22 protein-coding genes are annotated in these 24033 nt (G+C 65.7%); 14 read left to right on the top strand and 8 right to left on the bottom strand.

Features of this window, described 5'->3' with window-relative positions:
* Nucleotides 1-227 precede the first annotated feature (227 nt).
* Nucleotides 228-1379 carry a glycosyltransferase gene (locus VN461_16165; protein HXB56312.1) on the bottom strand — a complete coding sequence of 384 codons (1152 nt, stop codon included), beginning with the start codon at nt 1377-1379 and terminating at the stop codon, nt 228-230.
* A gap of 565 nt (nt 1380-1944) precedes the next feature.
* On the opposite strand from VN461_16165, the gene lhgO reads away from it, so the two are divergent.
* From lhgO to VN461_16140, 5 genes are all read left to right on the top strand, one after another.
* Nucleotides 1945-3324 carry an L-2-hydroxyglutarate oxidase gene (gene lhgO, locus VN461_16160; protein HXB56311.1) on the top strand — a complete coding sequence of 460 codons (1380 nt, stop codon included), beginning with the start codon at nt 1945-1947 and terminating at the stop codon, nt 3322-3324.
* A 25-nt stretch (nt 3325-3349) separates the two neighbouring features.
* On the top strand, nt 3350-4318 hold the full coding sequence (locus VN461_16155; protein ID HXB56310.1) for a hypothetical protein: 969 nt from the start codon (nt 3350-3352) through the stop codon (nt 4316-4318).
* Between the two features lie 177 nt (nt 4319-4495).
* Nucleotides 4496-5986 (top strand): oligosaccharide flippase family protein, encoded by a 1491-nt coding sequence (locus VN461_16150; GenBank protein HXB56309.1) that lies wholly within the window; start codon nt 4496-4498, stop codon nt 5984-5986.
* Between the two features lie 17 nt (nt 5987-6003).
* A complete protein-coding gene (locus VN461_16145; GenBank protein ID HXB56308.1) occupies nt 6004-7326 on the top strand; it encodes a polysaccharide pyruvyl transferase family protein in 1323 nt (440 codons plus the stop codon).
* A 268-nt stretch (nt 7327-7594) separates the two neighbouring features.
* Nucleotides 7595-8494 (top strand): CheR family methyltransferase, encoded by a 900-nt coding sequence (locus VN461_16140; GenBank protein ID HXB56307.1) that lies wholly within the window; start codon nt 7595-7597, stop codon nt 8492-8494.
* Nucleotides 8495-8723: 229 nt separating this feature from the next.
* On the opposite strand, the gene VN461_16135 is transcribed toward VN461_16140, so the two are convergent.
* The 6 genes from VN461_16135 to VN461_16110 all read right to left on the bottom strand — a co-directional run bounded on the left by VN461_16135 (nt 8724) and on the right by VN461_16110 (nt 15839).
* A complete protein-coding gene (locus VN461_16135) occupies nt 8724-9392 on the bottom strand; it encodes a response regulator transcription factor (protein ID HXB56306.1) in 669 nt (222 codons plus the stop codon).
* Nucleotide 9393: 1 nt separating this feature from the next.
* Complete coding sequence (locus tag VN461_16130; GenBank protein ID HXB56305.1) at nt 9394-10524, bottom strand: sensor histidine kinase; 1131 nt, start codon at nt 10522-10524, stop codon at nt 9394-9396.
* A 350-nt stretch (nt 10525-10874) separates the two neighbouring features.
* Nucleotides 10875-13334, bottom strand: coding sequence for an EAL domain-containing protein (locus tag VN461_16125; GenBank protein ID HXB56304.1), 2460 nt, complete (start codon nt 13332-13334; stop codon nt 10875-10877).
* Between the two features lie 537 nt (nt 13335-13871).
* On the bottom strand, nt 13872-14375 hold the full coding sequence (locus VN461_16120) for a response regulator transcription factor (protein ID HXB56303.1): 504 nt from the start codon (nt 14373-14375) through the stop codon (nt 13872-13874).
* 540 nt (nt 14376-14915) lie between these two features.
* Complete coding sequence (locus VN461_16115) at nt 14916-15203, bottom strand: hypothetical protein (GenBank protein HXB56302.1); 288 nt, start codon at nt 15201-15203, stop codon at nt 14916-14918.
* A 3-nt stretch (nt 15204-15206) separates the two neighbouring features.
* Nucleotides 15207-15839 (bottom strand): response regulator transcription factor, encoded by a 633-nt coding sequence (locus VN461_16110; protein HXB56301.1) that lies wholly within the window; start codon nt 15837-15839, stop codon nt 15207-15209.
* Between the two features lie 537 nt (nt 15840-16376).
* On the opposite strand from VN461_16110, the gene VN461_16105 reads away from it, so the two are divergent.
* The 7 genes from VN461_16105 to VN461_16075 are packed head-to-tail and all read left to right on the top strand — an operon-like array spanning nt 16377 to nt 20656.
* Nucleotides 16377-17300 carry an STAS domain-containing protein gene (locus VN461_16105; GenBank protein ID HXB56300.1) on the top strand — a complete coding sequence of 308 codons (924 nt, stop codon included), beginning with the start codon at nt 16377-16379 and terminating at the stop codon, nt 17298-17300.
* A gap of 9 nt (nt 17301-17309) precedes the next feature.
* Nucleotides 17310-17681, top strand: coding sequence for an STAS domain-containing protein (locus VN461_16100; protein HXB56299.1), 372 nt, complete (start codon nt 17310-17312; stop codon nt 17679-17681).
* On the top strand, nt 17674-18114 hold the full coding sequence (locus VN461_16095) for an ATP-binding protein (GenBank protein HXB56298.1): 441 nt from the start codon (nt 17674-17676) through the stop codon (nt 18112-18114). Before VN461_16100 ends, VN461_16095 begins: the two co-directional genes overlap by 8 nt.
* On the top strand, nt 18111-18746 hold the full coding sequence (locus VN461_16090) for a SpoIIE family protein phosphatase (GenBank protein HXB56297.1): 636 nt from the start codon (nt 18111-18113) through the stop codon (nt 18744-18746). The genes VN461_16095 and VN461_16090 overlap by 4 nt, the downstream gene beginning before the upstream one ends.
* Nucleotides 18743-19852 (top strand): HAMP domain-containing sensor histidine kinase, encoded by a 1110-nt coding sequence (locus VN461_16085; protein HXB56296.1) that lies wholly within the window; start codon nt 18743-18745, stop codon nt 19850-19852. The genes VN461_16090 and VN461_16085 overlap by 4 nt, the downstream gene beginning before the upstream one ends.
* Nucleotides 19852-20244: a response regulator gene (locus VN461_16080; GenBank protein ID HXB56295.1), complete on the top strand. Its 393-nt coding sequence runs from the start codon at nt 19852-19854 to the stop codon at nt 20242-20244. The genes VN461_16085 and VN461_16080 overlap by 1 nt, the downstream gene beginning before the upstream one ends.
* Nucleotides 20234-20656 (top strand): Hpt domain-containing protein, encoded by a 423-nt coding sequence (locus VN461_16075; GenBank protein HXB56294.1) that lies wholly within the window; start codon nt 20234-20236, stop codon nt 20654-20656. Before VN461_16080 ends, VN461_16075 begins: the two co-directional genes overlap by 11 nt.
* On the opposite strand, the gene VN461_16070 is transcribed toward VN461_16075, so the two are convergent.
* Complete coding sequence (locus VN461_16070; GenBank protein HXB56293.1) at nt 20657-21427, bottom strand: nucleoside phosphorylase; 771 nt, start codon at nt 21425-21427, stop codon at nt 20657-20659.
* A 223-nt stretch (nt 21428-21650) separates the two neighbouring features.
* Here VN461_16070 and VN461_16065 point away from each other — a divergent pair, with 223 nt between their 5' ends.
* Both VN461_16065 and VN461_16060 read left to right on the top strand, forming a co-directional pair.
* A complete protein-coding gene (locus tag VN461_16065) occupies nt 21651-22457 on the top strand; it encodes a glycosyltransferase (GenBank protein ID HXB56292.1) in 807 nt (268 codons plus the stop codon).
* 105 nt (nt 22458-22562) lie between these two features.
* A complete protein-coding gene (locus tag VN461_16060; protein HXB56291.1) occupies nt 22563-24023 on the top strand; it encodes a serine/threonine-protein kinase in 1461 nt (486 codons plus the stop codon).
* The last annotated feature ends 10 nt before the right edge of the window (nt 24024-24033 follow it).

Here is a 24033-nt window from a genome sequence, read left to right as displayed (position 1 = left end):
CGTGGTTCGCGGGCCAAGCCGGTCGGTCTGGTGCGCGGTAATGATGCTCATCTGTACAGAGCCAAGTTACGAGCGCGGGCGGAGCGCCTCAAGCGGGGGGTCGCTGAAACCGGGATCCGGGAATCCCTGAAACCCACCACCGGCAGGCGGGGCTGCACCAGACGGCCGCCCCCCAAGCTCCTGGGCCAGTTTCACTTGCAGCCAAGAACTCGCCCGGGTCGAAAGCGTTACGGCGACGCCCCGCGGACCCGATCCTCATCAGCCGGCACCGCCAGGGCCAGGGTGGCGACCGCCTGCAGTCGTCTCTCGCGGGCGAGCATGGCCCCCGTCGGTGGGATACCCACGGTCTCGAACACAGTACGGAGGCGATAAACCCAGTCGTGCCGCAGCGCGGCATTGCGGGCGTTGTCTCGCCGAATCCTCTCTAGTCGCTGCGGATCCCCGTCGAGCTCGACCAAGACGCGGCCCACATCAGGCGAGTCGAAGGGCAGCGGGATCAGGGCGCCGGGCCAACCGAACTGCCTCTCGAACTCCTCGGTGCGCGGCGGCTCCCCGAGCATGACCGCTCCTGCGGCCGCCCCCTCATAAAATCGCCCGGGGACCTCGTCTCCCCCCATCATCAGCTCAGGTTCGTTCACGCGGCCCCGGTTGGCGATGAAATACCGACTTCGTTGAAGGAGACTGGCGAGAAGGACACGGTGCTCGCCAGCATCATCGACGTGGAACGTGCGCTGCTTCTCGCCGTCGCCGCTCGCGGCCACGGTGTCGTAGTAGTAGAAGATCCGACGGTCGCGGGCGAGGCTCAGGAGCGCTCCATGCGTGACCGATGATCGCCGCCCGATGTTGCACACGTCGATGACCCGCGGGGTCGCCTCGGGGAAGGGCGAGAACCGGAGTACGTCGGCCGCCGCCGGGAGGTAGCTGCAGGGGCGTCCCACGATCCGGGCGACTTCGCTGACAACGTGATGGGCCCCTACGAAGACGTGATCGAATTCCGCGAGCAGCTCTAGCAAGTAGCCGGGCAGGAGATGCGGCCAAAGCTCGTTGATGAAGCAGGCGGCCACGCGGCAGCGTCGGCGCCAGTCGGGGATGGTGGCCAGTGCGAACAGCTCGTGAGCGTGGTTGAAGACAGGAAAGAAGAGGTCGTAGTCCCGCTCAAGCCTCACGGTTGCGGGCCGGGGCGCGCACGCGCGGGCGAAGCGCCGGGATCCCGTTGCGAATCGCGCGAGCTTATATACCCGCCTAGAGAGCTCTAGTGCCCGGCGGTCGCCGACATCAACCCGGTCGGCTCCCGTGACCTCGGCGACAACATCCTCGAACTCGTATTGCAGGCAGAAGCCGACAAGGTCGGAGAGCCGGCGCATCGACAGGAGGAGCACACTCCCGCCACTCCCGGCGACGAAACGCGCGCCGGCTCGGCCAGTCGGCTTGGCAGCCCGGGCACTTGGCTCTCGATCCGCCCGCCCAGCCCACGCCCTCGTGGTGACAAAGTCCCGCACCCCAAAGGGCTGAGCAAACGCCGTGCCATCCAGACAGGCGCCGCATGTATTGGCCTCCATGGAATACCAATGCGCGCGACAAGCGCTGAAAGACGTCACCGTTGCCACTCTTGGGTACCGGCGTGCTACATCTAGCGAGGCGGCGACACCAGACCAACCGGACGTTTCGATCGGGCCCGGCGGGAGTGCGGTCGGCACCCTCTCTTCCCGGACGCAAGTTTCGGGGAATTCCCGACGGTACTTTCCGTCGTCCCCCAATGGCCACCGCCCCACCCGGGTTGTTAACTTACAACGGGCGAGAAGTCTCTCGCCGCTTGGGAGGTCGTCCGGTGGGCCAGCGACGCGCGCGAAGACGTGACCAGCCTTGCCGGTTGCCAGTCCCCGCCGTCAAGGACGAATGGCTTGTAACCAAGGGCCTGAAGGTTCAGATGGAAGGTCTCGACCATTGAGTCATCCCGGAAAGCACACATCTGCTGTCACGACCTGCACCGACTTCCTCGTCATTGGCGGGGGCGTGGTGGGCTTGAGCATCGCGCGGAGTCTTAAACGGCGGTTCCGTGATCAACGTGTGGTTTTGTTGGAGAAGGAATCGGTTGTGGGGACTCACGCCAGCGGACGCAACAGCGGAGTACTGCACGCCGGGTTCTACTACACGCCCGACAGCCTCAAAGCCCGCTTCACGCGGCAGGGCAACCAGCTGCTGGCTGGCTATTGCCGAGACAAGAATCTGAAACTCAACCGCTGTGGCAAGCTGGTCGTCGCCCGTGACGCCAACGACCAGCCGGCCATGAACGAATTGCTGAAGCGGGGGCGTGCGAACGGCATCGAGTTGCACGATATCTCGGCCCGGGAGGCGAAACGCATCGAGCCAAGAGTGAACACCTACGAGCGCGCGCTCTGGTCTCCAACCACAGCTGTGGTCCATCCTGCTGAAGTGGTCACCGCCCTCGCCAAAGACGCACAGGTCGAGGGAGTGGACGTGCGCTGTGGCACCCGCTTTCTCCGAAAATGCCAGCGTCTCCTTCACACCTCCACGGGTATCTACGAGGCGGGCTATGTGGTCAACGCAGCCGGGTTGTATGCTGACGTGGTCGCCCGCGCATTCGGGATGGGCGAGTCCTACGGCATGCTGCCCTTTAAGGGCCTCTATCTCTACGCCGACAATCCTGACTGGTCATTGCGCACCAATGTGTACCCCGTTCCGGATCTGAGGAATCCGTTTCTGGGCGTGCATTTCACGGTGACCGCCGAGGGCCGGACTAAGATCGGGCCGACCGCCATCCCCGCGCTGTGGAGGGAGCAATATCAGGGCACAAAGAACTTTCGGCTTGGCGAGTGCGGCGACATAGTGCGCCGCCAGCTCGGTTTGCTTCTCTCTTCGGACTGGGGATTCCACCGTCTGGCCGCCGAGGAAATGTGGAAATACTCGAGGATGCGTCTGGTGAGCCTCGCCTCCCGACTGGTCGACGGCGTGTCCGAGGGCCGCTTCCGGACCTGGGGCCGGGCCGGTATCCGCGCCCAGCTCCTCAACGTGAAGACGAGGCGGCTGGAGATGGATTTCGTAATAGAAGGTGACGATCGCTCCATGCACGTGCTCAACGCCGTATCGCCGGGATTCACCTGCGCCCTCCCCTTTGCGGACTACGTAACCGCCCGGATTGCGGAGCAACTGGAGGGCGGGGGCGCTACGGCACAGAGGCGCGGGACTGCCGCCCACCCAGGTCCGGCGGGCCCGGATTCGCCGAGGGATCCGGTCGCGCCAGTGGCGCGCTCTGCCGCAGTCGCTTGTATGAACGCCGCTTCTCCCAGTGCCCACGCGCTTTGAAATAGCGAGCTAGGAAGGCAACGTTATGAACACGGTCTTCTTCGATGCGAAGATGTCTGACGAAGCCCGCCGCCGGTCTCTCTACGGTGGGCAGTTGTTCGTTTATTCTCCGACCTGGAGCTCGCTCGAACTCTGTCGCCTCGCGCGGGAACTGGCGGCCGAGGCCTTCGGAGCGCTCGACCCCCAATTTGCGCAGTTCAGCCTCCCTGTCGAGCAGTACGTCGCGATCCTGGCTGCTCTCAAGCCCAAGTTCATTCACCACCCGAGGTGCAAGGAGCTCCTCCCCCGGATACTCGACGAGCTTGGCTGCGATCCCGAAAAGACCTATTTCGACGTGCCCCGGCTGCGGACCTCGACCCACGGGGGATACCTGACGGCTGGCATTGCCTACGCCTTCGCACCCCACCGCGACACTTGGCACTCGGCCCCGATGTGCCAGATCAACTGGTGGATCCCGATTTACGAAATCGAGCCCGCAAACGCGATGGCTTTCCACGTTCATTACTGGAATCGCCCCGTGCGCAACGGATCCGCGGGCTACAACTATGCCGAATGGAATCGAGAGAGCAGGTGGAGCGCCGCTCGGCACGTCAAGGCGGACACGCGCAATTGGCCCCTGCCGGACGAGCCTCTGCAACCCGATCCTCAGCTGCGTCCCATCTGCCCGCCTGGCGGCATCGTTGTCTTCTCGGCTGGACACCTCCACTCCACCGTGCCAAACATGTCGGGCCGCACGCGCTTCAGCATCGACTTCAGGACGGTCCACCTAGACGATGCAACGAAGGAAACGGGTGCCACCAACGTCGACTCGGCGTGTACGGGCACGACCATGGGGGACTACCTCCGGTGCACCGATCTCCGGCACTTTCCTCCACAGCTGATTGAGAGGTATGACGCTGGGAACGTCGCCAGCCTCGGCGCCTCGGCGTCGAACGACACGCAGTTCGCGGCCGGGGACGACCGGCCCATCACCCAGGAGAGTCCGTCTCCCTGACCCCTAGTTTCCCGGGCCTTGCAAGGCATTCTGATGAAACCTGCCCTCTGTTCGACGCCTCCAGCTGAGGCAACCGCCGTTCAGTCCGGGTACCCTCCGGGCGTCCGAGTGGATTCGCCGCCCTCCAGTCGGCTTGTCGAATATCGGCGATCGATGAACGAAGAGGAGCGGCAGACTGTGGCAACGGGGGACCCGTCCAGCACCGGTATCGCCCGGAATGCTTTCTACCTCGTCGTCGGGCAGGCGACCACGACCGCGCTCGCGATCGTCCTGAGCGCCGCGCTCGGGCGGTCATTGGGCCCGGGAGACTTTGGCATTTATTACCTCATCACGACCATGTCCGCGTTTGCGTACGTGTTTGCGGAGTGGGGCCAGCCCTACTTCGTCATCCGGCAGGTGGCGCGAGAGCCGCTGCGGTCAGGTGACCTGCTCGGGACAGCGCTTGTCCTCCGCGTCGTCTTTACCCTTATCGTCACCACCCCGGCGGGACTCATCGCGTGGGCCCTGGGATACGGCGCGCGCACGACGTGGCTCGCGGTCTTCCTGATCCTCGCCGGCCTGCCGTTGTTCCTCGCTCAGGGCTACGGCATGGTATTCCGGGCGCGCGACAAGATGGGTCGAGACGCCACCGTCTCCATCGCCAACAAGGCCGTCGCTCTCTGCGCCACGCTGCTTGCCCTCGCCCTGGCCCAGGGCATCCCGGGGGTGATCCTTGCCCAGGCTGTGGCCGGGGTAGCGGGACTCGCGGTAGCGGGCAAGCTCTACGGGCGGATGAGGACACTGCCCCTCCGGGTCTCTGTCGAAACGGCCCGCGAGCTGCTGGGGGCTGGCCCCCCCCTCCTGGCTATGGCGGCGGCGGTCTCCGTGCAGCCCTACTTGGACGCGATCATTCTCTCCAAAATTGCCCCCGTCGCCGCCGTCGGCTGGTACGGAGCGGCCAAGAACATCCTCGGAGTGCTCATGGCCCCGGCCTTGATCCTGGGCGCGGCCGCGTACCCCCGCATCGCCCGGGCGTCGGTGGACCCAACGGCGCTCAGGCAGGAGGTAAGGTCGGCTTTCCGGCCCCTCTTATGGCTCGGCGCCCTGGCTGGGACCGGCACCTACCTCTTCGCGGGAACCGCCATCGATTTCATTTACGGCTCCCGCGGATTCGAGCCGGCGGCCATGATTCTCAAGGTCTTCGCCCCCGGGCTCTTTCTCCTCTTCATCGACATCCTGCTCGGAAACATCGTCTACGCATCCGGGAGCGCAGCCGGCTTGGCCGTCGCGAAGGTCGCGAGCGTGGTCGTAGGAACCGCGCTGGATTTTCTGCTGATCCCGCTGTTTCAGCAGCGCTTCGGCAACGGCGGAATCGGGGTCGTGGTCGCCTTTGCCCTTAGCGAGTTCGTGGTCTTTGCCGGAGCCATGATCGTCCTGCGCGGCGGAACCCTTGAGCTCTCGACGGCGCTTAACGCGGGGCGCGCCCTCGGAGCCGCGGCGGCGACGGTGCTGCTCTTCCAAATGCTCCCACCCATCTTGCCCTTTGTGGGGGTGCCGCTCTGCGTGCTCGTCTTCACGGCCGCCTCTGTAGCCCTCGGACTCGTCGACGGGCGCGACCTAGACCTTCTCCGGACGCTTATCCGGCACCGGACGCCGGTTGCCGCCCCCGCCGGCCACGGGGGGCAGTGAGCATGGGGCCCCGGAGGATGCTCACCCATCTCCCCGCGCCCTCCGCGCAGGGCCCCGGGCGCCGAAACCTGAGGCCACCACCAACGATCACGTTCTTCGGCAATTTCGGAACGCAGAACCTCGGCAATGAATGCACCCTGAAGGCGATCATTCAGAACACCCGCCGCTACCTGCCGGATGCACGCCTCAACTGTGTTTGTCCAGAGCCACGAGACACGTCGCGGCGATACGGCATCCCCGCGTTTCTGATGTCATATCGCTATGATCCTGTCTTCACCGCCAAGGCCTCGACGCGTCGCAGCAATCCGCTCATCCGATTCTTCAGGCGAGTCCTGATTCGCATACCACTCGAGTTCCTTGAATGGATCAAGGCCTTCCGCCTCCTCAAGGGCACCAACATGCTCATCATGACGGGAACCGGAATGCTAGGCGGGTTCGGCATACTCCCTCTTGACCTGCACTACGAAATCCTCAAGTGGTCACTCGTCGCGAAAATGCGCGGCGCCAAAGTGCTTTTTGTCAGCGTGGGAGGCGGCCCTCTGGAGCGCCCCCTGAGCCGCTGGATCGTAAGGGCCGCGATTTCACTGGCAGACTATCGGTCTTACCGCGACCGTTTCTCGCAGCAGTATCTTCACAGCATCGGCTTCAATACCTCCAACGACTTCGTCTATCCCGACTTGGTCTTCAGCTTCCCAAGGTCCGAGATTCCCACCTTGCCGCACCAGAACGGCAACCGTCCCCTCATCGGTCTGGGCCTCATGGACTACTACGGCCAGGACTGCAGCCCTGAGCAGGGAATCAACATCTATCGACACTACATCCAGACGCTGGCCGAATTTGCGGCCTGGTTGCTAAGCAATGGGTACGCGGTGCGCCTTCTGATTGGCGATTTGGCCTACGACCGGCGTGCCCGGGATGATGCCTTCAGAATCCTGCAGGAGAAAGGTCTCCTAGCTGAACCCGGTACCATCGTCAACGCTTCGGTAGACTCCCCCGAGGAGCTCTGGACGCAGCTCGCGCAGACCGACATGGTTGTCGCTACCCGCTTTCACAACATTCTTCTGGCCCTCATGCTCAACAAGCCCGTTCTTGCCCTTTCCTACCACGAGAAGGTCCGCTCGTTGATGGCAGGGATGGGATTGGCGGATTACTGCGAGGACGTCGCCGAGCTCGAGGTCCCAAGACTAAGACAACGATTCGGCGCCCTCGCGGCCAATGCCGAGGCCTTCAAGTCTTCGGTCAAGAGGAAGGCAGAGGAGAATCGGGGTGCGCTGGATGAGCAGTACAGGCATATCTTCCACGATGTCTTAGACGGCTCTGCGAGCGTCGGTAATGCCTAAGACGGAGGGCTTCTCGAGTGCGATTCGAGCCGCTCCCGACGAACGTTGCCCTCCCGGCCCCTCCCTCCGGCCGGGCGTGCCCCCAGGGCCCTCTTCCCTTTCTGGGAGGGCGCTTCTCGGTGCCCAGGGAGGGGCCTTTCGAAGGAGCCCCACATTGCCCAAGGCCGGGTCGCAGACCGTCTCTGACAGCAGGGTTAGGACGGCCCCGGTCGTCCGGCGGCCCCCCGCGCCCGAAAGGAGCCAAATGATCCAACACTCGTTGGAAAGAATGACCAGACTGAAGGTCCTTGGAAAATCCCCGACCGGCGCCTATCTGCGTTTTGGTGAATGGTCTTGGGGGCGTCTCCCGCAATCCTTGACAACCCTTGGTCCGGCACAGGCCTATGGTCGCCTGATGAACACCTTGGTTCGTCTACAGGGTAATCGAACGCAGTATCACGGGACCTTCTTCTTCAGGAACCGCCCCGAGCTGGAATTGATCTGCCGTCTCGCGCGTCCCCACGGCGGGCATTCCTCCCTGAGAATGGCCGTGGTGGCCTGCAGCAATGGGGCCGAGGTCTACTCGATCATGTCGGCGGTCCGTTCGTCCCAGCCCTCGATGAAAGTGGTCATGCAGGCAATGGATATTTCAAGAGACGTCGTGGAGGCGGCCCGAGAAGGAGTCTATTCCTTCGGCGTTTCTAAATTGGTGCACGAGGCGATTCTTGACCGCATGACCGAAGATGAGGTGGAGAAGGTGTTTGACAGAGATGGGCACCAATTGAGAGTCAAGCCTTGGATCAAAGAAGGGATCGCGTGGCATGTTGGGGATGCCTTCGATCCCGGGATTGTCGATACTCTGGGCCAGCAGGATCTCGTGGTGGCCAACCGGTTTCTTTGCCACATGGAGCCCATGGCCGCAGAACGATGCCTTCGTAACCTCGCCCGCTTGGTGGACCCGGGTGGATACCTCTTCGTCTCGGGAGTCGACCTTGACGTGCGAACGAAGGTTGCAAAGGATCTGGGCTGGAAGCCGGTCGACGATTTGATGGAAGAGATCCACGATGGCGATCAATCCCTAAGAGTCAGCTGGCCTTGGAAATACTGGGGCTTGGAGCCTCTCGACAAGAGTAGACCCGACTGGAGAGTCCGCTATGCCTCGGCGTTTCAATTGCTTAGCAAAGACTGAAAAGGGTATGGAGCGCCCCGAGGGGGCCTGGCCCTCTACGCGATGAGTTGAGAAGGCCGGGGGACGAGCGGCGTGGGAGCCGTTCCCTCAGCCCAAGCTCCACCTGGGCAAACCAAACCCCCAGAAGCTGCCGGTGTGCCGCACTCCCCAAGAAACAAGCCCGGCGGGACCCCACGCCTTGCAGGCACGGCGAGACGCACGCATGCTGACCGGTGTCACGATCCGGCCCTCACGCTCCCTCGTCAAAGATGGGCACGCGGATCAGCTTCCTCTGGATTGCATATTTCACGAGCCCGGCCCGGTCGTGGATGTCAAGTTTGCGCATCAGGTTGGTCTTGTGGACGTCCGCCGTCTTCACGCTCAGATCGAGCCGGGCCGCGATCTCCTTCGTGGGATGGCCGTCGGCTAGCAGCTTCAAGACCTCCCGCTCGCGAGGGGTCAGGACGTCATAGCGGGTCCGGGTCCTCCCCTTCTTTCTTGAATAGTCGACGACCTTCGTGAGCACAGCCGGACTCAGGTAGCGCTGTCCTTTGTGGACGGCCTCCATGGCCAGAAGGAGCTGCTCTGAGGGGCCATCCTTCAAAACGTAGCCCGCGGCTCCCGCGTCCAGGCACCGAGCGACCACCTCCTCGTCGTCGTAGAGCGTAAGCACGAGCACCTTGACGCGGGCGTCTGCTTGCCGAATGCGACGAGTGGCCTCCAAGCCGCTCATCTCGGGCATCTCCAGGTCCATGAGGACCACGTCCGGGCGCAGACGTTTCGTCTTTTCGACCGCTTCCCGGCCGGTGGTCGCATCGCCCACGATCTCAATATGAGTGTGGTCGCGGAGGATTGCCCTCAACCCCTCGCGGAAGAGGGCGTGGTCTTCGCAGATGAGCACCCGGATCGTCTCGTTCATCCTACGGAGCCGCTTTCAGGGGAAGGTCGATCTCGATCCGGGTCCCTGTGCGTCGCGCGGGCCGGGACTCTACGTGGAGCCGGCCGCCCAAGCTCTCGATCCGGTCGCGCATCGCCGCCAGGCCAAATGCCCCCTGGGGAGGGTTGCGACTCGCGCTGAAACCCACGCCGTTGTCCTCGATGATCATCACGACCACCGTTTGCCCCATCCCCCCGATGCTGACCTTGACGTCTCGGGCGCGCGCGTGCTTGACCACATTGGAGAGGGCTCCCTGGAGGACGCGGTAGAGGGCGGTTTCATGGCTCGACGGCATCCACTTCGGCAGGCCGGCGTCTCTCACCTGCACGCTGATTCCTGTCCGAGCCCCGAGTTGCCGGCAGTATAGCTTGATCGCAGGCAGAAAGCCGATCTGTTCGAGCACGGCGGGGCCCAAGTCGAGGGTGAGTCTCCGCACGGACTCCAAGGCGTGGGCAATGAGGGCGAGAGCTTCCTCGAGCTTCGGGCCGATCCGCTCGACACTCCCCTTCTTCAACTCAAGGGCGATCATCTCGATGTAGAGCTTAAGCACCACCAGGTCGGCCCCAACCTCGTCGTGAAGGTCACGAGACAGCCGAAGCCGTTCCTGGTCGTCGGCCCGCTGCCAACCCGTCACCCGCCCGTGCGCGTAGCCCGCGAGCACGAAACGCTGGATGGCAGATGTGAGACGGACCAGGGAAAGGGGCAGCGCCTTGTCCTGGGTCCGCTCGAGAAGATGGGACAAGGCGCTTTCGAGGTAGAGAGCGAGGGCGGCCACCGCCTGATCCTCGGGCACCCCCTGGACGGCGAGAGCTTGGCCGCGTCGACGCACGGCCTCAATGAAGGGCTCGTACTTCGCCGACTTGAGCTCCCGATAGCGCGCCTTGGTGTCCAGCTCCGCGATGGCCTCGAGAGCCTCGAACTCCTTGCGGCCGGGGGCAAGGAGGCGCAGGAACCGGCGCCAGCTCGACCCCACCCGCTCGGACTCCGGGCTGAGCAGCTCGAGGGCGCGTACCAGGGGTCGGTGAATGCCGACGAATATCCGCCGGTGGGGCGGCTTCTGCGCTACCTGCTCGGCTCGGGTCCTCCGACGCTCTGGAGGCGGACGTCTGATCACCCTTTGCTTCATTCGCCCTTTCCGCCCTGAGTCTCCGCCCCGGCCCCGGCAGGCGCGCGGGTGAAGCCCCGTCCCGCCAGGCCCCCCCCGAACGTTAACCGTGGCCTACCCACCCAAGCTCTCGGCGGGCACTCGGGATATGCCGTCCCCGACACCCCCTCCCCGGAGCAACGCGCAAGTCCTAGTCGGCCTGAGCCGTGAAGAGGGACGCCGCCGACAACGCTCCCTTGCCGTCTACGGCTCTTCCGCCAAAGCCAGCATCGAAGTGGGCCTCGGAATCCTCCTTTTCGGTCAACTGGAACTCAGGCCGCAGCTTCGCGTGCGGGCCTCCGCAAGGCTCCCCGTCCTCCCTACCGCGGGCTGCCCGGGGCGGCCCCATCTACCGGTCTGGAGGGGGGCTCCCCGGGGGCCACGCGGAGCCGGGGAATCGCGGCCACCATCCCCCCCGCCGCTTCGGCGTCCACCGGCCGCGAGAAGTAGTGGCCCTGGCCGGCCTCGCAGTCGAGTGCGGTTAGGCGGGCCGCCTGCGCGCCGTTCTCGACTCCCTCCGCCACCACGCTGAGCCCAAGGCCATGGGCGAGGCCCAGGATCCCGCGGACGAGAGCCCCACCCTCTTCGTCGGCTCCCAGCTGCGTCACGAAGGAGCGGTCGAGCTTGAGGGTGTCCACCGGAGAGTGGCGCAAGGAGGCCAGGGTGGACCGCCCGGTGCCAAAGTCGTCGAGGCCGAGGCGTACGCCCAAGAGGTGAAGGTCCCCGAGAACCGTGGAGACTCCGTCCAAGAAGACCTCCTCCGAGATCTCGAGTCTCAGGCACGTGGGTGACAGTCCCGTCTCCGCCAGGATCCCGCGGACCACCCGCACGAACTCCGGGTTCGCGAGCTGACGCGCAGAGACGTTGACGTTCACGGTCAGCGGAATCTCCGAACCCCAACTCTGGGCGCGAGCGCAGGCCTCACGCAGGACCCAGATTCCGATGGGGACGATTAGCCCCGTCGTCTCCGCCAAGGGGAGGAAGTCTGCCGGCAGCAAGAGGCCCCGTTCCGGATGCTGCCAGCGAAGGAGGGCCTCGAAGCCGTCCAGGCGCTTGCTGGCCAGGGACACGATGGGCTGGTAGTCCACCCGGAGCTCGCCGCGCTCGATTGCCCGACGCAGATCCCCTTCGAGCTGCAGCAACCCAATCGCGCGTTCCCGCATCGTCTCATCGAACAGCTCGAAGCGGCCGCGGCCGAGCGCTTTGGCCCGGGACATGGCGGCGTCGGCATCCCGCAGGATGTCGTCCGCACCCTCGTACCCGGTGACGGACAAGGCGATGCCCACGCTTGCTGAGCTGACGACCTCCCGCCCCTCGATAGTGTGGGGCCGGGCCAACTCCCTCAGCACGCGCTCGGCCACCCGGGTGGCATCGCTGACGTCTTTGATCGGCTCGACCAGAATTGCGAACTCGTCTCCCCCGAACCGGCCCACCGCATCCCCCGGCCGAAGACAGGCCTCGAGTCGACGGCCCACCGCAACCAGGAGCTGGTCCCCCGCCAAGTGGCCTAGGGTGTCGTTCACCGCTTTGAAGCGATCGAGGTCGATGAAGAGCACGGCGAAGAGGGCGGCGCTCCCACGCCGGGATCGGGCCACGGCTTGGGAGAGCCGCTCCATGAAGAGTGCCCGATTGGGCAACCCGGTCAGGGGGTCGTAGGTCCGCCGGTCGGTTACATCGGTTTGCGCGCCGGTCATGCGGTAGGGACGTCCCTCGGCGTCGCGCACGGCGTAGCCACGAACGAGCACCCACCGATAGCTGCCGTCCTTCCCGCGCATCCGGTGCTCGTCCTCGAAACGAGGCGTGCGCTGGCTGAGGTGGGCAGCCATCTTGGCCTTCACGCGCTCCACGTCGTCGGGATGGATCCGGCTCACCCACTCCAGCGCCGACCTCCCGATCTCCTCTTCCTCGTAGCCGAGCATCTCCTTCCAGCGCGGAGAGAGGTCCACTTCGTCGGTCTTGAGGTTCCAGTCCCAGAGCCCGTCGTTGGCACCCCGTACGGCCAAGATATAGCGCTCTTCGCTCTCGCGCAGGGCCTGCTCAGCGCGCCGGCGTTCGGTGATGTCCTCGCAAAGGGTCACCATCCCCACGGGATTCCCGCCCGCGTCCGTTACCACATCGGACAGGAGCTCCACGAGAAAGAGGCTCCCGTCCTTACGTCGGCGGAAGTGCTCGCGCTTCCACTTCCTTACCTGCCCTAGCTCCGCGGGAGTCATCGCCTTCCAAGCCTCCGGCGGGGACAGGATGCGCAGGTTCTCGCCCAGCAGCTCCTCCACCCGGTAGCCGTGCATCTCCGCCTCAGACGGATTCAAGTAGAGGATGGTGCCCCGAGTATCGGAGATCGTCACTCCCAGGGGCAGGGCCTCCAAGGCTTTCTGTAGCCGTCGGAGCGCGTGCTCCGTCCCCGCGTGTGCCTTGAGGTGACGGACTCTCGCTTCGGCGACGGCGAGCCGGGCGTCCAGTGTTCCCGCGTCGGCGGGCTTGGGAAGGAGGTCGTCCGCTCCTGCCAATAAAGCCCCCTCAAGCTCTGCCGGCCGGCGGCTGAGACCGCAGGCCAGGATCACGCTGCGCCCGCCGTTTGGCGAAGCGCGAATGCGGCGGCAGAGGGTAAGCCCGTGGGGCTCAACGCCGTCTATGATCAGCAGGGGATGGCCTTCGGCCGCGTAGGCCTCCCAGGCGGCGTCCGCGTCGAGGTAGGAAGTGACGCTGTGGCCACGGGCGCGGATCCCGGCCTCAAGCCGCCGCCGGTTCAGGTCGTCGGTCTCGAAGACGAGGGTCTTCATGTTGCCGCCTGGAGGACCGCCGAAGACGGCAGGCCCTCCCGGCTCTCTCCTCCCCACCGTGCTCTAGCCCTTGACCGCTGCGAACGCCATGGCAGGCTGGCCCGTCAAGACCGCACCCCCAGGATTCCGAAGGCCCCGCCCCTCCTAGTTTCTGCTCGCCCCATTTTGCGGCGGGCAATGAAACCGACTCGACCACGACGTCAACCGCGGGAGGGAAGCCTGCGCGGGGCGCTTGCGGGCGGCTACTCTTCCGTCACGCTCGTCGCTAGGCTTCTGGGCTGATCTATGTCGCAGCGCCGCAGCGCGGCAGGGCGATCGACCACGATTTGAAGTCATGGCGACGACGACTGGGAGTAGAAGCTCGGACCGCCTCGGGAGACGAGTGACATCGTCGACTCGGTCTGGGATCTCTTCGTCCTGGCCAGCGGCCGGAGCGAGCCGCGCCCGAGAAGCGGTCCCTCGTCGCCCCCACCCACCTGCCCGATCCCGCACATGGCGCGCATAGGCTTTTCCCCCCGGCCTCACCTCAGCGGGTCCTCAGGGTCCTTCCGCATCGGAAGGAGAGCCGCCGCCAAGCTTCTTTGGCCACGCTTTCCTCCGCCGATCCCACCCGTTCCAGGCAGAGGGCGTACCCAGTCCCTTGCCCCGCCTCTCCTGGCCGTCCCACTGTGGCCTTGCCCCCTGACCGGTAATGGCGCGGATCCTGGCCACGAGCTGGGTCTTGACATCCTGCTTGCGGAGCAACGCGTCGGCCCCGGTCTTGCCCGTGAAGGCCAGATAGGCCTCCTCGTCGTGGGCCGTGAGCAGGATCATCTTTGTTGCCGGGCGGTCCGCCTTTATCCTCCGGGCGGCCCCGATCGCGTCGAGTCCCGAGATGTCGAGATCCATGAGCACGACATCCGGCGCCAGCCTTGCCGCCTGCTGCACCGCTTCCTCTCCGTCCGTCGCCTCGCCCAGAACCTCCACCGCCCCTCCCAGGACTCTCCTGACCAGCTCCCGGAAGTCGGCTTTGTCATCCACGATGAGGACGGTTGTCGCCATGTCGACCTTTCGTTTCCTAGCTCCTAAGTCCCTTCGCCCCTGGTGCAAGCCCTGGGGACATCCGGATCTCCCTGGCCCCTACCCCCAAAATCCATTGCCACCTGGTCGCCATACGCCAACCTCCCGTTCGGGGCCTAGACCGCACGCTTGCCGTTCCGGTTCGATCGCTCCCGGCCTGCCCCGCGGCCTCTCGCTTCCAATCCGCGTGACGCCCCGCGTGCCGTTTCCCTAGACCCCGGGCAGGACGCGCCTCCCGAGGCAAGAGAGCCGGATGCGGTGAGCCTGCCTGCGGCGAGGACATCCAACCGTACGAACCGCGGGCCCCGCGGTTTGAATCGTCTGAAGCGTCATAGGATTCATCTGCTGCCTTGGCCACGGCCCGACGGCCGCACGACCGGGCCTACTAAGCCCTAAAGCTAGTCCCGGTTCGCAACCTGGGCAATCGGGAGGGACGCGAAATCGGTCTCGGGGAAACCCTGAAATTCCCGGCCTGAGAGGCCTTGGCGCCGCGGGCTGCGCCGACTTGGCGCGCCGCCCGTCTCAGCTCGCCTCGATGCTGGGCACCGACAAGCGGCGGAGGAGAGGCGCGGTCTCCCGGATTTCCTCCTCCAACCGACAATGCGCACGGGCCTGCTGAATCTCGTGGAGGGCCTCGCCTAAATGCACGATCGCCGCCTGCTCCTCAGGAGAACTGGCGGACTCGCGCTCTCTCTCCAGCCTCTTGAGCTGGCGCAAGGCGCCCACGATCTCGGCCTCGACGACGCTCAGAGCTTCTCTAACCTCACCCAACCCGCTTGTACGTGTGATCCTCGGTTCTTTGGAGGCCATGCCTCACAGCTCCGCGAGGCCACGGCGGATCGCATAGCGAACGAGCCCGGCCGTTTCGCGAATCTGCAGCTTACTCATGATCCGGGCCCGGTGGGACTCAGCGGTCTTGATGCTCACGCAAAGGAGCTCCGCCACCTCGCGCGTCTTCTTGCCCTCCGCGATGAGCTGCAAGACCTGCCTTTCTCGAGGCGTGAGCGGATCCTTGGTGGGTCCGGTCGCCGAGAGATAGGCCCCAACCACGGTGCTCGAGACACTCGGGTCCAGATAGAGATGTCCACGTGCCACCTCTCGGATGGCGTGGCCTAGGGTTGGACCGTCGTGAGACTTGAGGACACAACCTTTGATCCCGGCGTGGAGGGCCTTCAGCACGCTATCGTCATCCGTGCGACCGGTTAGCAGGATCGTGCGCGTGCGTGGTGACGCCTGCTGGATCTCACGAGCAGCGTCGACTCCATTGAGCAGCGGCATCACGAGGTCGAGCACGGCCACGTCCGGCTGGAGTTGCCTCGCCAGACGCACGGCCTGGTGGCCGTCCCCGGCCTCTCCCACGACTTGGAAGCCTTCACGCTCCAAGAGGAGCCTGACCGCTTGACGAACGATCGTGTGATCATCGGCAAGTAGGACGCCAACTGGCATCGTGAACTCGCTTTCCCTTCTCCGGGGTTAGCCCGGTCCCCCCGGGCGTCCGGCCCAGACCGGTCGCAAAGGTGTGCAAATGCTGTGCCCGGCGTCACTTGAAGGCGGACCGCACGGCTGGGCTTACATTGGCCGGGTTTGGCATCCTCCCTGGGAGCGGGCGTCGAAAAGGGGTGGAATGGCGATGCCACTTATGGGGAGTGCTTTGCCAGGTCACGGGGGAATGTCGCGCGCCTTCCTCGGGGAAACCCTGAGCGGAGCGTACAGTAGGAGACGACGCCTCCTCGGCACGGGTCTTGCGTGAAGACCGCACGACGCTTTGTCTACCAGCCATAGCTCCTCGAGGAGGCGGGTACGCGCCTTGACCGGAAGCCAGGGGGGGGATAGCCTGCGGCAGAGCCTTTCCGGCGATACGCTGCGAGGGTGCTCCCGTGTGGCGAGCGCCTCGGTCGCATGGCGCGGGCCGGGGCGCTGCCGGTCCTCCCGTTCCAGTAGGGTCGCCCCGCCTTCTCCGGGGGGCAAGTAGCGAGGCCACAAATGAACGATCGGAAGGACAGAGAAAGGAAGGGCAACTTGGACTCCAGCCAGCCCAAGCCCGAGTCAACTGCCGCGTTGCTTCGCGAGCTGGTGGCCCACCTCCGCGAGAACCGCACCCAGCTGCGTGAGGAGTGGGCCCGCCGCATCACGGAATCTAAGCTCCTCACCGCCATGACCCGCGAGGAAATCTTCGCGGAGGCCACCTCGGTGTACGACAACTACGTCGAGGTGCTCGAGACGGGAAGCGTAGAGGCCCTCCAGGCCTACGCGCGGAACCTCTCCGAGCGCATCATCCCCCGAGGAGTAGAGACCCACGAGGTGCTGGGGATCGTCCTCTTACTTCGAGACGTTCTCGCCCGCTCGCTCTTCAAGAAGTACCAGGGGGATTTCGCGCTGCTCAATGCGGTGTTAGACGCCTACGAGCCCGCCGCCAACCGCATCGCCAACACCGTGGCCGTCGGCTTCGTCCAAGAGCGCGAGCGCATCATCCGCCAGCAGCAAGAAGCCATCCGTGAGCTCTCCACTCCCGTCCTCCAGGTCCGAGACCGCCTCCTCATCCTGCCTATCATCGGTGTAATCGACCCCCAGCGGGCGCGGCAGCTCACGGAGCAACTCCTCCGGGGCATCCGGGCCAACCGGGCGAAGGTGGTCGTGGTGGACATCACGGGGGTGCCCTCCGTGGACGCTTCGGTCGCCAACCACTTGGTCCAGACCGTGGATGCCTCCCGGCTGATGGGTGCGAACGTCATCGTGACCGGTCTCTCCTCCGAGATCGCCCAGACCCTAGTCACCATCGGCGTGGACCTCGGGAAGATCAACGCCGTGGGCGACCTGCAGGGAGGTATCGAGGAAGCCGAACGCCTGCTCGGCTACAAGGTGATCATGACCGGAGAGGCGGCGGCAGTAGAACCCCCGAGGCCCTGAGCCCCCACCATGCGGGTACCGATCCTTAAACAGCGAGACTACCTCATCGCTTCCATTCAGTCGGCCCTCAGCGATGAGGACCTGCTCCAGCTCCGTGATGACCTCGTGCAGCAGGTAGGCCGGTATCGGTCCCGGGGAGCGATTGTAGACGTCACGGTCCTCGACGTGATGGATTCCTTCGCCGTGCGCACGCTGCGGGCCATCGCCCACATGATCAGGCTGCGGGGTGCAGAGACGGTGATCGTAGGAATCCAGCCCGAGGTAGCCTTTGCCATGGTCCAGCTTGGCCTCACCCTTGAGGACGTTGCCACCGCCCTCGACCTCGAGGAGGGGCTCGCCTACCTCGACCAGGTGAAGAAGGCCGGCCCACCGCATGCCTAGCGGGGACGAAGCCGCGCCCGGTGATGCCATCGGGCGATCCGTGGTCACGGTCCCTATCCGGTCGGCGGCGGACATCGTGGCCGCTCGCCAGGAGGGCCGCGCCCTGGCCTCCCGCTTCGGCTTCGAAGGTAGCGACTTGACGGTGATCGCCACCGGTATTTCCGAGCTGGCCCGTAACATCCTTGAATACGCCAAGACGGGCGAGATCCGCCTGAGCCTGGCCCAAAAAGCCGGACGGAACGGCATCATGATCGTGGCTCGGGACGAGGGTCCCGGAATCCCCGACGTGCCTAGGGCCATGCAAGACGGTTACACCACGGGGAGAGGCCTTGGGCTCGGCCTTCCCGGCGTCCGGCGGTTGATGGACGATTTCGAGATCGCCTCCCAGATCGGCAAGGGAACGACAGTCTCAGTCAAGAAATGGGTGCCTTGAAGGAGGATGAGCGGGCCTTCGGGGGCTCCGCGACGCGCCTGGAATGGGCCGTGGCGCTCCGCCCCCGGCCGGGGGAGGAGGAGTCCGGAGATCTGCACGTCGTTCAGCCCTTCCCCGGGGGGACGCTCCTGGCCGTCCTGGACGGCCTGGGTCACGGGGCGGAGGCGGCCGCCGCCGCCCGGGCCGCCGTGGAATCGCTCCGCACCCACGCTCAAGACAGCGTGATTTCCCTGGTGAGACACTGCCAAAGGGACCTCCAAGAAACGCGGGGCGTCGTGATGAGCCTGGCCTCTTTCAGCGCTTCGGACAGCAGCCTCACCTGGTTGGGCATCGGCAACGTGGAGGGGGTCCTGATCCGGGCGGACCAGGGAGCAGCCCCGGCCCGAGAGTCGCTGCTGCTTCGCGGCGGCGTGGTGGGCTATCGACTCCCAATGCTCTCCGCTTCGGTTCTCACCGTAAACCCCGGTGACATCCTCGCGTTCGCGACTGACGGCGTGGATGTGGCTTTCACGGCCGAGCTGACCGCGAGCGCCACCCTCCAACCGCTCGCCGATCGCATCTTGAGCCAATGGGGCAAGACGACGGACGACGCCCTGGTTCTGGTGGCCCGCTTCACCGCGGAGCCGTCGTGAAGACGACGCTCGAAGAGCTGACCGCTCGGTACTCCCGCGCCCTCCAGAGCTACTTGGAGATGGGAGGCGAAGACGCCCTTCACCAGGCCTATCAAGTCGGGCGGGACGCGCTCGCCCGCGACCTCGGCGTCCTCGAGGTAGCGGCGCTCCACCAGGAGGCTCTGGTGTCGACTCTTCTGCAGATGCTCGCGCCAACAGAGAGCTCCCGCATCGCAAAAAAAGCCTCCGAGTTCTTCGCCGAGACCCTGGCTCCGTTCGAGATGACCCACCGTGGCTTCCAGGAGGCCAACGCCATTCTGAGCGACCTCAACGACGAGCTGCGGCGGCGAGTCGAGGTCATCCTCCGCGATTACAAGGTGGCCCAGGACCAGATCGATCAGCACAAGAAGATGGAGCGGATGAAAGACGAGTTCATCTCTTTGGTCAGCCATGAGCTCCGGACGCCGCTGACCTCCATCCACGCCTCCCTCGGTCTCCTGAGCTCTGGCTTGACCACGGGGCTGCCCGAGAAGGCCCGCCAGCTCTTGGAGGTGGCCCACCGAAACAGCCAGCGCCTGGTGCGGTTGATCGGCGACGTGCTCGATCTTCAGAAGATCGAATCCGGAACGATGCCCTTTGAGTTGCGCCCCGTCGAGATCGGTCCCTTCCTTGAGCAGGCCATCGAAGCCAATGAGGCGTACGGTGCCCAGTTCGGAGTGTCTTTCGTCCTCAACGGCGTGCCGCCACGAATCGGGATCAAGGCCGATCCCGACCGTCTCATGCAGGTGATCACCAACTTGCTCTCCAACGCTGCCAAGTTTTCGCCATCCTACCGGACGGTGCTCGTTGCCGCCCAGCGAAACGCGGGGGTGGTGCGGGTCACCGTGACCGATCGCGGCCCGGGCATCCCGGAGGAGTTCCGGGCCCGGATCTTCCAGAGGTTCGCCCAGGCCGACTCATCCACCACCCGGGAAAAGGGAGGCACCGGCCTGGGCCTCAACATCTCCAAGGCCATCGTGGAACGCATGGGCGGGCACATTGGGTTCGAGACGGAGGTGGGAGTAGGAACCACGTTCTATGTCGAACTGCCCCTTACGGAACAGAGCCCCAACGGAGCCCGAGCCTGATGGCGCGGGGGGCCCTCAAGCGCATCCTCTTGGTCGAGGACGACCCCGACATTCAGACCGTGGCCGAGCTGGCCCTCTCCGCCATCGGGGGCTTCACGGTCGAGGTATGCGGCTCGGGCAGGGACGCCCTTGATAGAGCCCCCGGATTCCACCCCGATTTGGTCCTCCTCGACGTCATGATGCCCGGCATGGACGGCCCCACCGCCTTGAAGGCGCTCCGCCAGCTCCCGGAGACATCGAAAACGCCGGTCGTGTTCATGACCGCCCGGGCGCAGCCCCACGAGGTCGCCCAGTACAAGCAACTGGGTTCGCTGGACGTGATCACGAAGCCCTTCGAGCCCGCCGAATTGGCCGCGACCTTGCGCCGGATTTGGGACCGTTATGAGGAGTAGGCTTTCCCCCACCCACCGCCGGCAACTGGAGGTCCTCCGCCGAGCCTACACCCGTGAGCTCCCGCAGAAGGTTCAAGCCCTCGCGGACGCGGTGACGTCGCTCCCCGCCCGGGGCTGGGACGAAGAAGCCTTCGAGGCGGCCTACGTACTCGTTCACCGCCTCACCGGTTCGTCCGCGACCTTTGGGTTTGAACCCATTCGGCGGGCCGCCGCCACCCTCGAGGATTTGCTGCTGGAGGTCAAGGAGCGCCCCGCGCGCAAGGAAGCCGTGGCCGGCCGCTTCGCCGACCTCCTGGCCGGCTTGCGGGACGCCCTGTCCTCTGTGCCCCCGGCGGGACGAGCGGGCCGAAGCCAGCGGCGAGCGCTCCCGAAGGCGAAGCGCCAACGGCTCACGGGGTCCGCCCGGCGCTGACTAGCGCCGGGCCAGGCTCTCAAGCGCGGCCAGACCCGCCTCGATGGCGCGCGCCTCGCCCTGCTTCATCTGCCGGGCGTCGGCAAACAGACGGCGGGGCCGCTGGGCATACACCGCGCACACCGCGCCCGCGCGGTGACCCCCCAGGCTGGCCAGCGTGAACAGAGCGCTGATCTCCATTTCGAAGTTGAGAACGCCCAGACGGCCAAGGTCGCCGGGGAGGTCCGCAAACCGCGGAGGGAAGCCGGGAACATGGCGCGACTGGGCGCCATAGAAACCGGGGGCGCTGGCCGTGATGCCAACGTGGTGGCGTGCCCTCGTCTGTCGGCAGGCCTCGACGAGGGCCTGGGTCACCTCGAAGCTGGCCACGGCGGGAAAGCCCTCGGGCACGAAGAAGCTCGTCGTATTCTCCAGCCGGACGGCCGCGGTGGAGACCACGAGATCGCCGAGGCGAATATCACGCTGTAGGGCGCCACAGGATCCCACGCGTATGAGGGTCAAGTCCTTTCGGCACTGTGACAGCTCGATGACCGCGATCTCCATGTTGTCCGGTCCGATGCCGGTTCCGGTCACCGTCATCTCCAGCCCATGGTAGACCCCGGAGATGGTGACAAACTCCCGGTGCCGCCACTCGCCGCGCCGTTTCTCGAAGCGCCCGGCCACGATCTCGGCGCGGGCGGGATCGCCCACGAGGATCACATGGGGCGCGACGTCGCCCCCGCCGACCCCAAGGTGGTACTGCCGGACCCTCTTCCGCGCCCCTTGCCTCATGATCGTGCTCCCCGCACTGAGGCGAGCAACACCTCTCAACCTCGCCCCGCTACATTGACAGGGACCGCGCCGATGCACAAGACTCGCGGCACAGGGCGGTCGACGCGGCACCGCCTCACGAAGCTCCTCCCCCGGGGAGCGATCGGCGCCATCCGTCGACGCCGACCTCTATAGCTGCCGCCGCGCGACTCATCCAGCCCGTTGTGGACACGAGGCGACCCGGATGGTTGTCGATGTCTCAGTCGTAACACCGACGTTTAGGCGGCCTCGGCAGCTGGCGGAGGCCCTGAGCAGCGCGCTCGCTCAACGCTTGGTCACGGTAGAGAGCATCGTCGTCGATGACAGCCCCGAGCGGTCCGCTCAAGACGTGGTCGCCCGGATCGCCGATCCCCGCGTCACGTTCGTGCCAATGAAGAAACCCTCGGGCGGCAACCCGGCCCTGGTCCGCAATGCGGGCTGGCCGCTGGCTAGGGGCCGGTTCGTGCATTTCCTCGATGACGACGATCACGTCGCGGAGGGCGCCTACGCCGCTCTCACCGCGGAGCTCGAGGCCCACCCCGAGGCAGGCGTGGCCTTCGGCCGCATCGAGCCCTTCGGCGACGATCCCGAGGACCTCCGGCACAATCAGCGGGTGTTCGCGGAATCCAGGCGGCGGGCCAGGTTGTGCGCCGGGTTGGGGTCTTGGCGGCTGCTGCTGGCGAGCATGCTCTTCTGCAATCCGGTGCTGAACTGCTCCGCCTGTATGATCCGGCGAGATCACATCGCGCAAATCGGGGGGTTCGACCCCGACTGTACGCCCTTCGAGGACCGCGAGTTCTACGTGCGTGCTATCCGGCGGTTTGGGTGGCGGTACATCGATCGCACCGTAGTCCATTATCGAACGGGCGCCCCCTCGTTGATGACTACCCTCAGGGCTACGGAAGCGGCCGAGGTGTTCCGGACGATTTATCGCAAGTACGAGGCGCAGAACGGACGCCTGGAGCTGCTGACCCTCAAAATATTGGGACGCGCGCTCTTCCGGTGGATCTGAGCCAACTGCGCTGCCCCATCTTCGCCCCCGACCCTCATCGGGGCTGCCTAGGGCTACTCCTGGGCTACTATGGCGCGTGCCCCGGCGAATCGAGCCCGTCCCAAGATGAGTGAACCCGCGTTGAGAACGCTGGGCCGCTACGAGCTCGGGGAAGAGATCGGCCGCGGGATGATGGGGGTCGTCTACAAGGCCCGGGATCCCGACCTGAACCGGGCGGTGGCCTTGAAGACTGTGCGCTTGGCCTTCGAAGTGCCCGAGGAGGGGCGGGAGCTCTTTGAAAAGCGCTTCTTGGCCGAGGCGCGCGCGGCGGCGGGGCTCTCGCATCCAGGCATCGTCACCGTCCACGATGTGGGCCGGGACCCCGCAACCGGTACCCTCTACATCGCACTCGAGTTTTTGGACGGCCAGACGCTGGCCGCGGTCAAACGGGGCGGCGGGGTCATGCCCTGGCGGGAAGCCCTGCGCATCGCGGCGCGGGTGGCGGAAGCTCTCCACCACGCGCACAGCCACGGCATCGTCCACCGCGACATCAAGCCCACCAACATCATGCTCTTACCCACGGGCGAGCCCAAGATCATGGATTTCGGCATCGCCAAGCTGCCCGCATCCCAGCTCACCACGGTCGGCGAGTTCTTCGGGACGCCCTCCTATATGTCCCCGGAGCAGGCCTCGGGGGAGGCCCTGGACGGGCGGAGCGACCTCTTCTCCCTCGGTTGCGTGCTCTACGGCCTGCTCACGGCCACGCGCGCTTTTGACGGCCCGACTCTGCCCGCGATCCTAGCCCGCGTGGTCCAGCACGAACCCCTCCCCCCCTCCCGTCTTGTCGAAGGCCTTCCTCCCGAGGTCGATTACGTCGTGATGCGGTCCCTGGCCAAGGATCTCGGGCGTCGCTACGGCGACGGTCGGACCTTCGCCGAGGATATCCAGGACGTCCTGGCCGGCCGACCTCCCCGCCATCGCTCCCCGGACGCCGCACCGGGCGAGCGCACCGCGGTCTCTCAACGTCCGCCCTCCGGGCGGGAGTCGGTGGACCATCCACAGGGGACCTCCTCGGCCCCGCCCGCCCCCACGCCGGCCGTCCGGGCGTCCGCGGTCGCGCCCTTTCTCCTCAACCCCTCGGCGCGCCGGGCCCTGCTGATCGGGGGGGGAACGGCCCTGCTCCTTGGCGCGCTCGGCGTCTTCCTCTTCGTGCCGCGGGGCGATCAAGCCGCCCTCATATCGCTCTCGACCCTCCTGCCCGCCGAGCCCGGCCATCTCGAGGTCACCTTCGAGCACTCCCTCAAGAGCGGCAACCTCAAGGTCTGGGTGGACGACGAACAGGTTCTGGACGAGCCATTGGAGAGCCGTGTCACCAAGAAGGTGCTCTCCCTGCGCATTCGCAAGGGGAGCCTGCGGCAGGTCCTGGACGTGACGCCGGGAGAGCACACGGTACGCGTCCAGCTGGAAGGGGACGTCAACAGCTCGCGGCGCCTGCGCGGGACCTTCGAGCCGGGCCAGACCAAACGGCTGCTGGTGAGCGTGGAGGGCATCCTTAAGAGAGACCTCTCCCTCGACTGGGGTTCTTGAGGCCAGGGCG

Source organism: Vicinamibacteria bacterium, from assembly GCA_035570235.1.
Lineage (GTDB): Bacteria > Acidobacteriota > Vicinamibacteria > Fen-336 > Fen-336 > DATMML01.
The sequence above is the reverse complement of the archived record's forward strand: the minus strand, read 5'-3'. Positions and strand labels throughout refer to the sequence as shown.

Coding starts and splice junctions, on each gene's coding strand:
- VN461_16120 (HXB56303.1), bottom strand. CDS start 14,375: ATGGCGACAACCGTCCTCATCGTGGATGACAAAGCCGACTTCCGGGAG.
- VN461_16070 (HXB56293.1), bottom strand. CDS start 21,427: ATGAGGCAAGGGGCGCGGAAGAGGGTCCGGCAGTACCACCTTGGGGTC.
- VN461_16095 (HXB56298.1), top strand. CDS start 17,674: ATGCCTAGCGGGGACGAAGCCGCGCCCGGTGATGCCATCGGGCGATCC.
- VN461_16125 (HXB56304.1), bottom strand. CDS start 13,334: ATGAAGACCCTCGTCTTCGAGACCGACGACCTGAACCGGCGGCGGCTT.
- VN461_16100 (HXB56299.1), top strand. CDS start 17,310: ATGCGGGTACCGATCCTTAAACAGCGAGACTACCTCATCGCTTCCATT.
- VN461_16145 (HXB56308.1), top strand. CDS start 6,004: ATGCTCACCCATCTCCCCGCGCCCTCCGCGCAGGGCCCCGGGCGCCGA.
- VN461_16155 (HXB56310.1), top strand. CDS start 3,350: ATGAACACGGTCTTCTTCGATGCGAAGATGTCTGACGAAGCCCGCCGC.
- VN461_16075 (HXB56294.1), top strand. CDS start 20,234: ATGAGGAGTAGGCTTTCCCCCACCCACCGCCGGCAACTGGAGGTCCTC.
- VN461_16115 (HXB56302.1), bottom strand. CDS start 15,203: ATGGCCTCCAAAGAACCGAGGATCACACGTACAAGCGGGTTGGGTGAG.
- VN461_16065 (HXB56292.1), top strand. CDS start 21,651: ATGGTTGTCGATGTCTCAGTCGTAACACCGACGTTTAGGCGGCCTCGG.
- VN461_16080 (HXB56295.1), top strand. CDS start 19,852: ATGGCGCGGGGGGCCCTCAAGCGCATCCTCTTGGTCGAGGACGACCCC.
- VN461_16140 (HXB56307.1), top strand. CDS start 7,595: ATGACCAGACTGAAGGTCCTTGGAAAATCCCCGACCGGCGCCTATCTG.
- VN461_16110 (HXB56301.1), bottom strand. CDS start 15,839: ATGCCAGTTGGCGTCCTACTTGCCGATGATCACACGATCGTTCGTCAA.
- VN461_16060 (HXB56291.1), top strand. CDS start 22,563: ATGAGTGAACCCGCGTTGAGAACGCTGGGCCGCTACGAGCTCGGGGAA.
- VN461_16105 (HXB56300.1), top strand. CDS start 16,377: ATGAACGATCGGAAGGACAGAGAAAGGAAGGGCAACTTGGACTCCAGC.
- VN461_16135 (HXB56306.1), bottom strand. CDS start 9,392: ATGAACGAGACGATCCGGGTGCTCATCTGCGAAGACCACGCCCTCTTC.